The sequence below is a fragment of the Acinetobacter sp. ANC 4178 genome (assembly GCF_004331175.1).
GTDB lineage: Bacteria > Pseudomonadota > Gammaproteobacteria > Pseudomonadales > Moraxellaceae > Acinetobacter.
In genome coordinates this window covers 18,839-31,468 of sequence record NZ_SJOD01000006.1, presented here as the reverse complement: position 1 = coordinate 31,468, position 12,630 = coordinate 18,839, and the positions used below count along the sequence as shown (strand labels likewise).

At 42.0% G+C, this 12,630-nt stretch carries 11 protein-coding genes and 4 tRNA genes; 8 read left to right on the top strand and 7 right to left on the bottom strand.

What is annotated here, in order from left to right; translation table 11 throughout:
- Window positions 1-45: 45 nt before the first annotated feature.
- Entirely contained in the window at window positions 46-933 is an 888-nt protein-coding gene (locus tag E0H87_RS12775; RefSeq protein WP_131323961.1) for a VanW family protein, read from the bottom strand.
- Window positions 934-987: 54 nt separating this feature from the next.
- The gene (gene rnr, locus E0H87_RS12770) at window positions 988-3,429 is read right to left on the bottom strand and encodes a ribonuclease R (protein WP_171458379.1); all 2,442 of its coding nucleotides are present in this window, start codon (window positions 3,427-3,429) and stop codon (window positions 988-990) included.
- A 265-nt stretch (window positions 3,430-3,694) separates the two neighbouring features.
- Between rnr and E0H87_RS12765 the strand changes: the two genes are divergently transcribed.
- The 7 genes from E0H87_RS12765 to E0H87_RS12735 all read left to right on the top strand — a co-directional run bounded on the left by E0H87_RS12765 (window position 3,695) and on the right by E0H87_RS12735 (window position 6,255).
- Window positions 3,695-3,784: transfer RNA gene (locus E0H87_RS12765), tRNA-Ser, on the top strand.
- A gap of 14 nt (window positions 3,785-3,798) precedes the next feature.
- Window positions 3,799-3,875: transfer RNA gene (locus tag E0H87_RS12760), tRNA-Arg, on the top strand.
- Between the two features lie 48 nt (window positions 3,876-3,923).
- A tRNA-Arg gene (locus E0H87_RS12755) sits at window positions 3,924-4,000 on the top strand.
- Window positions 4,001-4,072: 72 nt separating this feature from the next.
- Window positions 4,073-4,675, top strand: coding sequence for an HAD-IB family hydrolase (locus E0H87_RS12750; protein WP_131323960.1), 603 nt, complete (start codon window positions 4,073-4,075; stop codon window positions 4,673-4,675).
- Between the two features lie 110 nt (window positions 4,676-4,785).
- A tRNA-Arg gene (locus E0H87_RS12745) sits at window positions 4,786-4,862 on the top strand.
- Between the two features lie 209 nt (window positions 4,863-5,071).
- The gene (locus E0H87_RS12740) at window positions 5,072-5,575 is read left to right on the top strand and encodes a YcxB family protein (RefSeq protein ID WP_131323959.1); all 504 of its coding nucleotides are present in this window, start codon (window positions 5,072-5,074) and stop codon (window positions 5,573-5,575) included.
- A gap of 32 nt (window positions 5,576-5,607) precedes the next feature.
- Window positions 5,608-6,255, top strand: coding sequence for a fumarylacetoacetate hydrolase family protein (locus E0H87_RS12735; RefSeq protein WP_264757403.1), 648 nt, complete (start codon window positions 5,608-5,610; stop codon window positions 6,253-6,255).
- Window positions 6,256-6,297: 42 nt separating this feature from the next.
- Here E0H87_RS12735 and E0H87_RS12730 read toward each other — a convergent pair whose 3' ends face one another.
- Window positions 6,298-7,104 (bottom strand): AraC family transcriptional regulator, encoded by an 807-nt coding sequence (locus E0H87_RS12730; protein WP_131323957.1) that lies wholly within the window; start codon window positions 7,102-7,104, stop codon window positions 6,298-6,300.
- A 115-nt stretch (window positions 7,105-7,219) separates the two neighbouring features.
- Between E0H87_RS12730 and E0H87_RS12725 the strand changes: the two genes are divergently transcribed.
- The gene (locus E0H87_RS12725; protein ID WP_131323956.1) at window positions 7,220-8,152 is read left to right on the top strand and encodes a DMT family transporter; all 933 of its coding nucleotides are present in this window, start codon (window positions 7,220-7,222) and stop codon (window positions 8,150-8,152) included.
- A gap of 77 nt (window positions 8,153-8,229) precedes the next feature.
- On the opposite strand, the gene E0H87_RS12720 is transcribed toward E0H87_RS12725, so the two are convergent.
- The 4 genes from E0H87_RS12720 to E0H87_RS12705 all read right to left on the bottom strand — a co-directional run bounded on the left by E0H87_RS12720 (window position 8,230) and on the right by E0H87_RS12705 (window position 12,518).
- A complete protein-coding gene (locus E0H87_RS12720) occupies window positions 8,230-8,715 on the bottom strand; it encodes a hypothetical protein (protein WP_131323955.1) in 486 nt (161 codons plus the stop codon).
- 73 nt (window positions 8,716-8,788) lie between these two features.
- Window positions 8,789-9,838 (bottom strand): linear amide C-N hydrolase, encoded by a 1,050-nt coding sequence (locus tag E0H87_RS12715; RefSeq protein WP_131323954.1) that lies wholly within the window; start codon window positions 9,836-9,838, stop codon window positions 8,789-8,791.
- On the bottom strand, window positions 9,835-10,995 hold the full coding sequence (locus tag E0H87_RS12710; protein WP_131323953.1) for a DUF389 domain-containing protein: 1,161 nt from the start codon (window positions 10,993-10,995) through the stop codon (window positions 9,835-9,837). Before E0H87_RS12710 ends, E0H87_RS12715 begins: the two co-directional genes overlap by 4 nt.
- Window positions 10,996-11,267: 272 nt before the next feature.
- On the bottom strand, window positions 11,268-12,518 hold the full coding sequence (locus E0H87_RS12705; protein ID WP_131323952.1) for a YihY family inner membrane protein: 1,251 nt from the start codon (window positions 12,516-12,518) through the stop codon (window positions 11,268-11,270).
- Between the last annotated feature and the right edge of the window lie 112 nt (window positions 12,519-12,630).

Below are 12,630 nucleotides of genomic sequence, written 5' to 3'. Positions count from 1 at the left end.
TTCATTTTAAACTTAATCTAGATGTAGGGACTGTTAGACGGGAAATCAAGTTTTAATTGATTGAGTTTGTTGTTCAGATCTAAATTCAGCCCAAGAGCTAAAGGATTGATCTATGTGCTGAGGGATATACAAGACTTTGGCAAAGTTACGAGTCATACATTCTGTTTCCAGAATTTCACCGCTTTTGTATTTTTCTTTGCGATGGCGCCAGATTTCGTTCTGACGGTAATAGTCTTGCCCAATTTTTAAAAAGGCGTGCTGTTGTTCAAACACATGATAGACATAACCCAAGTCTGCCGAACAGCGCAGTTCTCCTTCCAGACATTTGTCACTAAACCATAAGCGGATTTGAAAGGTATGCGGGGTCGGATTATAAAATTGATAATCAATATAGTTATAAAAAATCGCGGCACCACTGCCAAAAGGTAAAACTCGGCCTTGATCGGGGAAGGGGTCAAAGGAGTGCTGTGCACGTTGTACCACCTGTAGTGGGCTGTGTAGCACCAACCAATGAATCAGATTGGCAATTTGGCAGATTCCTCCGCCAATCCCACCGCGTGCTTGACCAAAACTCAGCTCCATGCCCTCAACATAGCCTTTGGCTTGTGTGGGTTGTCCAACCAATTGGCAGAAAGAAAAGGTTTGTTTGGGGGTAATTAAAATGCCTGAAATATAAGGGCTGGCGATTTTCAGATTGATGACTTTGTTGTGTTGCCAATGCTGCTCACTGTCACCTAATTTTCGGATTAAAACCGATTGATGTTTTTTAACCCGATAGGGCAAATGCGTTAAGCACTTCTGCTGGGCATAATCTTGACCATCGGTTTTCCATTGCCAATGACGTAATGCCCGTCGAGTGCGGGTCGATAAAAAATAAAACAGCGGATGATATTGGCTAATCGGTTTACTGATAAAACGTCGAATAAATTTCATTATAGTTTTATAAAAAAAGGGTGTTAAGACCAGAAGTCTTAACACCGCATCGGTTTATTCGCTACGCACTTTCGCGTTGGCTTTTTTCTTTTTGTCTTTGCTCTTTTTCTTGGCTTTGTCTTTGCCTTTAGTCTCAGTTTTACCCGAGGCTTTCTTATCGGCTTTTTTAGCGAAAGAATTGGCTTTGGACTTGGCTTTCTTTTTCACAACGGGTTGATCGCCAGATTCTCGTGTTTCAGTTGTAGCTTTCGCCGCACGTGGGTTAAAGGTTTCTTCTTTCGCCTGAACCGTTGCTGCTTTGGCAATACGTGGAGCACGGCTACGGATCGCACGTCCCGCGTGGGTCAGTTGTTGAATCAGTTCAAAATCAATCTTGCGCTCTTCTAAGTTCACGCCAGCCACTTTAATTTTGACTTCATCGCCTAAACCAAACGTTTGTCCATGATTTTGTCCCACTAGACTTTGGCTGACCTGATCAAATACAAAGAAATCATTGCCCAATTGGCTGACATGCACCATACCATCGACATACAGGTCTTTTAAGGTCACGAATAAACCAAATTCAGCCACTGCTGAAATCACACCGACAAATTCATCGCCCAAATGCTGTTGCATATAATGGCATTTTAACCACATGGTCACAGAGCGAGATGCTTCATCTGCACGACGTTCAGTCTGAGAGAAGTGTTCACCTGCATCATCCAGTGCTGCGCCTGAAAGTGGGAATGGCTTGCCAGCTAATTTCGCTTTAATGGCACGATGCAGCAGTAAATCTGGGTAGCGACGAATTGGCGACGTGAAGTGCGTATATGCTTCATAAGCCAGACCATAGTGTCCTGCATTTTTTGCGCCGTAATAGGCTTGCATCATCGAGCGTAACAACACAGCATGAATGCTTGGTGCATCGATACGATCTTTAGTGGCTTCAATGACCGCCTGATAGTCAGCTTGAGTTGGCTGGTCGGGGAATTTCAAGCCCAATAATTTGACAAAATCACGGACTTTTTGAATGCGAGAGAACTCAGGTGGTTCATGCACACGGTACAGCATAGGAATATCATGTTCGAGTGCAAACTCAGCCGCAGCCACGTTCGCCAACAACATACATTCTTCAATCAGTTTATGAGCCACATTACGCGTGCGTGGCAGAATTTCATTAATACCACCCAAGTCATCGAAAGTCATATAGGTTTCGACAGTTTCAAATTCCATAGCATGACGTTTGCCACGTAAGTCTTTGAGGACTTGGTACAGTTGGAACAGGGTATTCAGTGATTTGCGGACTTCACGGTCTTCAGTTACCGCAGCGCTATCGCCATCAAAATATTGGGCGACTTGTGTGTAAGTAAGACGTGCTTTTGAATGCATCACTGACGGATAGAATTCAAAGCTTGTAACGCGACCTGCTCGGGAAAGTTTTAAATCACAGACCATACATAAACGGTCGACATGTGGATTTAAAGAACACAGCCCATTCGAGAGCGCTTCAGGCAACATTGGCAGCACAAAATGTGGGAAATACACTGACGTGCCACGTTCTTGCGCTTCATCATCTAATGGCTTGCCAATACGGACATAGTGACTAACATCGGCAATGGCGACCACCACACGATAGCCTCCGCCAGAACGTTTTTCTGCATAAACGGCATCATCAAAGTCGCGGGCATCTTCACCATCAATGGTAACTAAAGGCAAGTCGCGTAAATCGATACGACCTTCACGGTCTTTGGCATTAGGCTCTTTAAAGCTTTCTGCTTCTTTAACGACTTCTTCTGGAAATTCATAAGGCAAACCAAACTCTAGAATGGTTTGTGGAATAATGATTTCGGTATCTGCTTTGTCTGCCATCGACTGGATGACATGCCCTGTCGCGAATGCTTCACGGGTGGGGTAGTCGTCAATTGCAATACGTACGGAATCACCCAGTTTGAGTTTCGCATGCTCAATCAACTCTTTTTCTAGAGTAATCGGTTGATGTGCATTCGGATTCGCAGGTTGAATAAAGTATTCACCTTCATGCTGAGAAACTTTTCCGATAATCTGCTTGACGCGGTGTTGCAAAACTTCAGAAATAAAGCCCCACGCTTTACCTTTGCGGTCAACCGAAGTTTGTTGCACTTTAACCCGATCGCCATTAAACACTTGGCGAAGTTCACGTTCAGGCAAGAGTAAATCGTCGTGACCTGCAATACTGGCTGTACCAAAGCCTTTGCTGTTGATATAGACCGTAGCTTCATAGCTCGGTTGATCGGCCATACGTTGAAATTTAAAACCATCTTTCATCAGTTGACCATCACGCACCATGGCGATCAGGCGATGACTGAGCGCATCAATGCTTTTTTGATCAGCAATTTTGAAATGTTCCACTAAATCAGCATGTGATTGTGGTGAGTTTAATTGTTCTATGGTTTCTAAAATGAGCGTACGGCTCGGAATAGGATTTTCGTAGCGTTCAGCTTCCGCTTTGGCTTCAGGATCGACCCAATTTTTCATCATGGATTTGGTTTTGTGTCAGAAGATAGGATTAGCATAAGACATGCGGCGTCAGACTGCACGTAAATGATTGCAATAATGTGTTTTTCACAAGGCTATTCAAATTGGGCGGTTGAGTTTTGGATGCTAGAACCCAAGAAGCCGTATAAATTCCGTTCAAGTTTGGATAAATTGTTTAAAAAATATTTAATTGAGCAAAAAAATGCAAAAAAAAGAGCGGCTGTGCTTGCAGTACTAGGGTTAAGTTTGTATTATGGCGGCACGTTACGGTGAGATGGGTGAGTGGCTGAAACCACATCCCTGCTAAGGATGCGTACGGGTAACTGTACCGAGGGTTCGAATCCCTCTCTCACCGCCAACTTTACTTATGTCGCGCTCATAGCTCAGCTGGATAGAGCACTTGGCTACGAACTAAGGGGTCGGGAGTTCGAATCTCTCTGAGCGCACCAATAAGTAAACTGTATGTAACGTATCGCCTGAATTGGCACACAAGTAATGCGCTCATAGCTCAGCTGGATAGAGCACTTGGCTACGAACTAAGGGGTCGGGAGTTCGAATCTCTCTGAGCGCACCAACTTGAACAATTAACCGCACATGTTGCGGTTTTTTTGTGCGTAAAATTTATAAAAATAGTAGATTAAATAATATGAACCTTGCACTTTTTGATTTCGATAACACCATTACACATTCCGACAGTTTTAGTCATTTTTTAAAATATTCATTGTCCTATCGAAAACAGTTATTTGGAGGTTTAAGCGTTGCGCCGTGGCTCATTGGGTTTCGGCTAGGATATGTAAATGATCAACAAATTAGAATTCGACTTTGTCGTGCTGCTTTTAAAAACTATCCTTCCATAATGCTTGAGCAACAAGGTCAGCAATTTTCGACAAAAATTTTGCCTAATTTAATGAATGAACATACCCTCCAACAAATCGCTAATCATCAACAAAAAGGTGATCAAGTTGTGGTGGTCTCATCCTCTTTAGATGTTTATTTAAGCCATTGGTGTCAGCAACAGCGCATTGATCTGATTTGTAATCAGTTGGAAGTACGGGCGGGCTGTTATACAGGAGAGTTACAACATGGTGATTGTGGGTATATGGAAAAAGCTAAGCGTATACAACAGAAGTATGCCTTAAGTGATTTTGATGCCGTATATGCCTATGGAGATAGCCCGAATGATCATGCCATGTTGGCGTTAGCTGATTACCAGTTTTATCAGGGACAAGAAATAAAGGTTTCGAATTAGTTGTTGGTTTAAAGAAGGTTTGCCTAATAACTAAGCATTCAAAATCATTTTTTTAAAAAAGACTAGGCATCTTGGTAAAAGTGCGTATAATGCCCAACCATCAAGACGTCGCGCTCATAGCTCAGCTGGATAGAGCACTTGGCTACGAACTAAGGGGTCGGGAGTTCGAATCTCTCTGAGCGCACCAACTTGATAGCATAGATCGTTTATCTGTTCTATCGCATAAAAAAAACCGCATTTTTTGCGGTTTTTTTGTGCCTAAAATAACGAAAAGGCATGTCTATTTCGTGACAATTTTTAAAATCCCTTGCTGCTAAGTCACAATGAAAAGCATAAAGAAAAGCTGAAATTTGGTGTACTATGCTGTAGTCTCGTTTTCAGATTGATGATGGATTTATGTCAGACAGCAAGCCTGCCTTATCTTTACGTTATTATTTAAACCTTGAAGAGTCTCAGGATGGCTTTGCTTTAGCCACCTTTGGTAAAAAGCTGTTCACACGTTTTATTACCCCTTTAATTAGTATTGCAATTATTGGTTGGGGAATTTATTTAGGTTTTACTGGGGTGGGGCGTTATTACGTTGCACTGGGCGTATTTTTCTTGGTTTTACAACTGGTTTTACGCTCTTGGTTCTTGCCGATGATGTTTAAGCGTCAATTTGTAAAATATCAATTTGGTAAAAGTGAACAAGGCATCGATTTGTATCAGGAACATGCGGATATTTATGCCAATGGGCGTAAAAAAGTCGTGCATTATCATGAAGTACAGAATTTTGCAGTGGGTAAGCTAACCTATATGCTCGAATTAAAAAATCGCACTGTGGTGATTGTGCCCAAACGAGCCTTTGCAACAGCTGAAGATCAAGGCATATTTGAAAATACATTTAAGCATTCTAAATAAAAGATTTATTGTCACAAAAAGTCGAAGGGAAGATCATGAGTACACGTCCATCTAAAATTGTTTGTGTCGGTCGTAGCTATGCAGACCATGCGAGAGAGTTGGGAAATGCGATTCCCGACAGTCCTGTATTGTTTATTAAGCCACCGAGCAGCTTAAAATCACTGGCAGATGGAATTTCGTGGAACTCGGCGTGGGGCAGTTGTCATTATGAATGTGAGCTAACACTGCGAATTGATCGTGAATTGAAAGCCGAAACCGATCCTTTGAAAGCCTTGCAAGCAGTGGGTGCGGTGACTTTGGGGTTAGATTTAACCTTACGTGATGTACAGGATGATCTGAAGAAGAAAGGTCAGCCGTGGGAACGTGCCAAAGCTTTTGATGGCTCATGTATGGTGGCAGATTGGATTAATGTTGCGGATGTTGTACAAGATTGGAATGATGTAAATTTCACCTTGCACGTAAATGACGAACTTCGTCAACAAGGCAATACCTCACATCTAATTTTTGATATTGGCACCTTATTGGCAGATATGAGTCAAGTCTTCACTCTAGAAGTGGGTGATGTGATTATGACAGGTACACCCGCGGGTGTTGCGGCATTGCAAGCGGGCGATCAACTGAAAATGACTTTGCAAGGTCAGCAGCAAGACTATGTCTGGAATACTTTTGTGCAAGACTAAGTTGAGTTGAGCTTAAAAAAGGACTGTATTTACAGTCCTTTTTTATTTTTTTTGGGGTTCAGCAGCATAGTCCTTGCGAAACTGATCGGGTGTACAGCGCATCCAGCGTTTGAATAAGTTAATAAAGGCAGAGGCATTGGCATAGCCTAAATCGAGTGCAATGCTTTCTACGGTTTTGTTTTCATTCAGCATCGACATGGCTTTAATCACTTTTAGTCGTTGTCGCCATTCATTTAATGACATGCCCAGTTCTTGCTGACTATAACGTGCCAGAGTGCGCTCGGTCATATTAATCCGCTGCGCCAGTTGTGCCAGCGTGCTTTGATCGGCGGGATGTTGTTGTAGATAGTCTAATAAACTCTGTAGGGCAGGATGCTTACTTGAGGGTAAATAACTGCCCACCCATTCGGCATGCCTGAGTTGATCTACTAACACGTGCAATAAGCGCAAGTGCTCAGGATCATGGTCGGGTAGAGGGTGATAGCGCAAATGATGTAAAAGCGCAGGGACCAAAGCAGAAGTGAGCAAAATGCCTGCCTGTTTGGGTAAGGTGGTACACAAGCTTTCATGTACGTATAAAGTGGAATGAGTCACTTCGGTACGGTTAATGCCTGCATGTTTTAAATGTGGGGGTAACCAAATACCATAAGGCGGAGGGGTCAGAAAATGAATTTGATCCACTTTGACTTCGAGCACGCCGTTGAGGGCATAGACAAACTCTCCCCAGGCATGTTCATGCGTGGGATAGCAAGATTCTGCTGGTGCATCGGAAATGCGAAACCATAGCGGTGCAGGAATATCATCGTTGGTCGGCATGGGATGATAGTCATGTTGTTGACGTGTAGGCATGGTTTCGCCCCTGCTCATTTTGCCTGAATAATAGGATGGGTTGTCTGTTTTGAAGTATATCTTTAAAAAGTGACAGGTCTATAGTGGTTATTTATGCATTTGGGTGGAGTAGACCGTGAGTGAGCGTCGGGCACTAGACAGTAAAGCCGCAGGCATCATGTTTGTGCTGTGTATTATTTGGGGCTTGCAGCAAGTGATTTTAAAAATGGCTGCGCCAGATATTTCTGCGGTGATGCAAATTGCATTACGCTCAGGTCTATCTGCACTGATGGTTTACCCCATGATTAAGCTGGCTGATGGCGTGTCTTTGTGGAGCCGTGATTATTTGGTTGCTGGTATTCTGGTTGGTGTTCTATTTGCCTCAGAATTCTTTTTGGTGGCACAGGCTTTACGTTTTACCTCGGCATCACATACGGTAGTTTTGCTATATACCGCACCAATCTTTGTGGCGTTGGGACTGCACTGGAAGCTTCCTTCTGAGCGACTGAGTGTGTTGCAGTGGAGTGGGATTGCACTTGCATTTTTCGGCATTATTATCGCTTTTCTGTTTCATCCTGCAGGTTCGGCAGCAGCCTCAAGCACGGCTTTGCGGGGCGATATCCTCGCATTATTGGCGGGAATTTTATGGGCGGCAACCACGATTGCAGTTCGTTTAACTAAGTTGGCGGAAGCACCTGCCACGCAGACCTTGTTCTATCAGCTTTTGATTGCGTTCCTACTGTTATTTCCACTGGCATTTGCAATGGGACAAGCCAGTATCCATTGGACCGCATTTGCGATAGGGAGCTTGCTTTTCCATACCATTATTGTGTCGTTTGCCAGTTATTTGATTTGGTTTTGGCTTTTAAAAGAGTATTTGGCTTCTCGTTTGGGGGTATTTTCCTTTTTAACCCCATTATTTGGTGTGTTGTTTGGCGTGATACTACTCAATGAAAAAATTGAGCTGAACTTTATAGTCGGAACCATTTTGGTGACGTTGGGGATTATGGTGGTGAGCCTACAAGGTTGGGTACAGTCGCGTAGTTTGGCAAAAGCTTTAAAAAACTGATGAATACTGCTTTAAATGCGACAACGCAGAAAAACCAAAGCCTGTCTTCATGACAGGCTTTGGTTTTAGTTTAAAAATTAAGGTTGGTATAAATTGATAAAAGCACGATAAGCAGATGATTGCTGTCCATTGCGGTATACAGGACGAGTAATATTGCCTTTGTCTGTGACTAGTTTTAATTCAATATCTTTGGCATTTTTAAACGTGCTTAAGAAAGAACTCGGCACCACAATATAGTTAGATGAGCGATGAGGAACCATACGGCTGATGTATTCATGTGTGGTTGCTGCGGCAGGAACGTAGCTATAGGGCTTTTGATCAATTAAGAATACAAACTGCTGAATATCATAATCATCTTTGGCGCTTGGTAAGTACGCCGTAATTTTTAAATGGCTACGTTCTTGCTCATTCCAAGTCACTTTGACCGCTGGGCAAAGTTCATTCTGCGCACAAATCAGTAACCCCGCAGAGGCAATATTTTGAGGTTGAGTGGTCGAGGTTGCACAGCCTGCTAATCCAACGACTGTTGCTATGCCCAAAAATGCAGTTTTTAAAATATTCATGTTTGACCCTTATTTACATGGACAGGAGTGCAGTTGATATTTTTAGTCATGGTAAATATCTGCTGCATAGCATTTATTCTTTTCCTAAAAATTGAAATGCTTTCGTTGTCTTAAAGTGTGTTGTGGCATCCCCAGCATAGACATTGGCTTGATCTGCACCTAAGTCGAGTTTCTGGAAAGGTGTAGTTTTAAAATTAATTTTCTTTAAATCTACCCAGAAAGTATTGGGTGATACTGCCGATTCAAAAAAGTATAACAAATTCTTATGGTCAACAACCGTGCGCCAACGTGTTGATGAAATATTTGGTTCTTCTTCGGTATTTAAACCGAAGGGAACTGAAGCATTTCGAATTACGCTAAACACACTGGCAAGGCTTTGTTTGTTGTTGGCATTTTTAGGAATAGCATTGACATAAAACGAAGCACGAGCAAAACGGTCTGAGGCCCGATTGGTGCCCGGTAAGAATGTGGTTCCCCCAATTTTTTTCCAATATTCATTCAGTGCCAACTGTTCATCAAAAATAGGCGAGTTGGTCATGACTTGATATTTGGCATCATGGTGAATGACTTGTTTGCCATTGATATATTCCACAATCGCACTATCGCCTGAGGCATCTGAAAGAGAAAGATGTAAGGTCGCAAGGCGCTTTTCGCCAGGGACATTGTCTGTTACCACAATAAAAGGCTCTTTCTCTAAGGCTTGAATCGCTTCTTTGACGGTTGCGTAATTATCTAAAACATATTGTGCCCAAAGTGAAATACTTAAAGTGGGCTTTTTATTGTTTTTTTCTTCTGGATATTCAGATTCAACCAGCCAGAGTAAGTTGGCTGTAAGCCCTTTTTCATTGATCCCATCGGTGGTTGAAATATCATAACCTGTCGCAACCACACTGCCATATTTAGCCGTCCAATGAATGGATTGAGGTCCCGCTAAACCACTTCTTGCGATGTTTTGCGGCATAATCCAGAGATTGGTGCCAACATCGACTTTCCAGTCCATTGAGCGGGCTGTCATGATGTTTTGATTATCCCCATGAAAGACGACCCTGGTACAGGCTTGAGTGGAGGAATGAATGAGCAGTCCACTGGCCAATGTTGCAATAAAAAGTAATGTTTTGGTCATAATGAATCCTGTTTTTTGAGTGTTTTAATCGTAGGTTGTTCAGCCGCTATTGGATTTAAGGGAACTATTTTAGTGGGCTGGGTTTGAATAATTTGAATGGGGATAAAACGAATTTGCACATAAGTGGGATGACCATTCCGATCTGTGTCGAGCGTACGGTTTAATTCATCAATTTGCTGGATTGAGGGTGGTGTAACGCCACGAATAAAGACGCGTGCAAGCGTAAAGTTAGGGTTTGGATTAAACTCAACGGTATCAATAATATTGGTTTCATTATTTAAGGATTGGCTGAGTTGGTCGGTAATTTTAGCTTTATACAGTTCATTATGGACGCTATAAAATAAGTTAAAACTGAGATAAATAGCGAGAGTAAATAAAATGATTAAACTGCCTAAATTACGTTTAATAAATTCCAGATATTTACTTGAGACTTCCTTGTTGGAGCCACGTCTAAAACCTGCAATCCAAAGTACCATAGCAGAACTGACTTGAATGGCAATAATATTGGTAAAAGTGAGCAAGAAGGCATTGGCAGATAGCCTAAATTCAGCACGGGATAATAAAATACCACTTGCGACTAAAGGTGGTACCAAAGCGGTTGCGACGGCTACCCCAACCACGGCGACAGACAGGCGAGGAGAAACTGATGCAAATGCACCTGCGGCTCCACCTGCAAGGGCAATCATGAGATCTAAAGAGTTGGGATGTGTCCGTGCTAAAATTTCATTGGAAATAGCAATATTGGGATGTAGAATACCGAGTAGGAATCCAATCCCATAAATCATAAGAATACCTAAAACCAAGGTTTGCAGGGCTGTTCGGAATAAAATCCAGCGGCTATCAATTAAGGCCAAAGAAATTCCTGAAATGGGACCTAGCATCATAGCAACCAGCATTGCACCAATAACCACGGCAGTAGAATCACTCAACAGACCATAGGCTGCAATAATGGCTGCGAGTGCATTCATAATAAAAAAGGTTTTACTTGGAAGCGCATCGGCCTGAATATTAAGACGGACCTGTTTGTGGTCGATTTTCCTAGAATTTTCACGTACTGCTTGCTGATAGCGGAGCTTTTCTTTTAGGTTTTCAAACCGTTGTTGTTCGGGTTTATCATCGATAATGATGGTGGGCGTTTCTTTTTTTGGGTCAGTCATAGTGAATTCTCAACTGAATTACACAAATTAAAGTCTTGCTTGTGATGAACGGTTCTTCTTCTATATTTTGTTTTTAGATCATTTTATCATTTGGATCGAAATTTATATTAGCTTATTTTTTAAACGAGTTGTAGCTGGTAATTTGGAAAATTACGTCATCAGCAATGGGGCTAATGTGATTTAAAAATAGATTGATAAAATGAGAATACGGTTATGAATGTTGGGTTGAGGAAGAGATGAAATGCAATTTCATCTCTCTTGCTTGATTAGGTTTAACGCTGCTCAAAAATGCTCGCTAAGGGTAGCGAGAGTTTGGCCGCCAGATAATCATCGGCTTCTTCAAACATGGGGCCAATCCGCTGCATCCACTCATGGTCATCAAGATGAATGTTTTTAACATCAGGACGGCGCGGCAGTGGATAGGGGAGTGATTTATAAAAACTCCAAAAATCGACCTGCGTTAAATTACGGACTAACACATATTCATTGTTATCGGTTCGCTTCACTAAATTTTGCTGTTCTAGTAATAAAACATAGCTTGGCCAATGGCCAATTTCTTCTCGACCTAAAACATCTAGCGCTTCTTTGTCTGACATACTCTCGCCATTTTGTTGCTTGAGATGAAAAAGTTGCAGAATATCGAGCAGCATAATCACAGGATGGCGCCGTTGTTCTTTACCTGTATAGAACGCAGTCAAGGCATAACTAATTTCGACGCCCAGAAGTACAATATTCCAAGACAGAAAAATCCACAGCAGGAAAATAGGTAGTGCGGCAAATGCACCATAGATAATTTCATAACTGGTGAAATTAGACATGATGTAACCAAATAAATTCTTTAATAATTCAAAAACACTGGCGCTGAATATACCTGCAAAAAGAGCAGCTTTAATCGGCACACTACGATTGGGAATGGTCCAATATAAAATAAAAAAGCCCAGAATCGAGAGGGTAAAGGAGATGACCCAGAGCAGGAAGCCACCATCGACTTCATAGCCTGCCAAATGGCTACTCAGCAGATTCATGGAAGCCACGGTAGAAGATAATACAAAAGCACTCCCTAATATAATTGGACCTAAAGAAATAATGGTCCAATAGCGCATGAAGCCAATCATACCACCACGTTTTTCCCGAACACGCCAAATACGATTAAACACATTTTCAATACTGGTCAGCATCATGACGGTGGTAACAAACAGAAACAGTATCCCGATCACTGTCAAATTATTGGATTTATCGGTAAATGCGGTCAGCACTTTGTCAAAAGCAATGGTGGTTTTGGGTAAAAAATTACTATAAATTAGCTGCTGTAGCTGTTGTCGAGCAGGCTCTAGCGCTTTAATTGAAGAAATAATCACTAAAAATACGGTTAACATCGGAACCACTGCAAACAGTGTGGTATAGGTTAAAGAACCTGCTTGCTCGCGGCATCGGTCTGCTTCAAAACGTCGAAGGACAAATAAAACAAACTGAAACCAAGTTTTGCTGTAAAAAGGCAGTCTTACTAAATACTTTTCTATCATGCGTTTCTAGTCTCAATTTTTAATCATTTTATATACTTTTCAAGCACAAGCTTAACCAAAAAGTCGGAAAAATACCGTATAGTTTTCATTTTTAGCTTAGATCATAAATGTC

Bases quoted from the DNA above. Each gene is read 5' to 3' on its own strand.
- E0H87_RS12730 (WP_131323957.1), bottom strand. From the start codon at position 7,104: ATGCCTACACGTCAACAACATGACTATCATCCCATGCCGACCAACGAT.
- E0H87_RS12750 (WP_131323960.1), top strand. From the start codon at position 4,073: ATGAACCTTGCACTTTTTGATTTCGATAACACCATTACACATTCCGAC.
- E0H87_RS12740 (WP_131323959.1), top strand. From the start codon at position 5,072: ATGTCAGACAGCAAGCCTGCCTTATCTTTACGTTATTATTTAAACCTT.
- E0H87_RS12720 (WP_131323955.1), bottom strand. From the start codon at position 8,715: ATGAATATTTTAAAAACTGCATTTTTGGGCATAGCAACAGTCGTTGGA.
- E0H87_RS12710 (WP_131323953.1), bottom strand. From the start codon at position 10,995: ATGACTGACCCAAAAAAAGAAACGCCCACCATCATTATCGATGATAAA.
- E0H87_RS12705 (WP_131323952.1), bottom strand. From the start codon at position 12,518: ATGATAGAAAAGTATTTAGTAAGACTGCCTTTTTACAGCAAAACTTGG.
- E0H87_RS12775 (WP_131323961.1), bottom strand. From the start codon at position 933: ATGAAATTTATTCGACGTTTTATCAGTAAACCGATTAGCCAATATCAT.
- E0H87_RS12715 (WP_131323954.1), bottom strand. From the start codon at position 9,838: ATGACCAAAACATTACTTTTTATTGCAACATTGGCCAGTGGACTGCTC.
- rnr (WP_171458379.1), bottom strand. From the start codon at position 3,429: ATGATGAAAAATTGGGTCGATCCTGAAGCCAAAGCGGAAGCTGAACGC.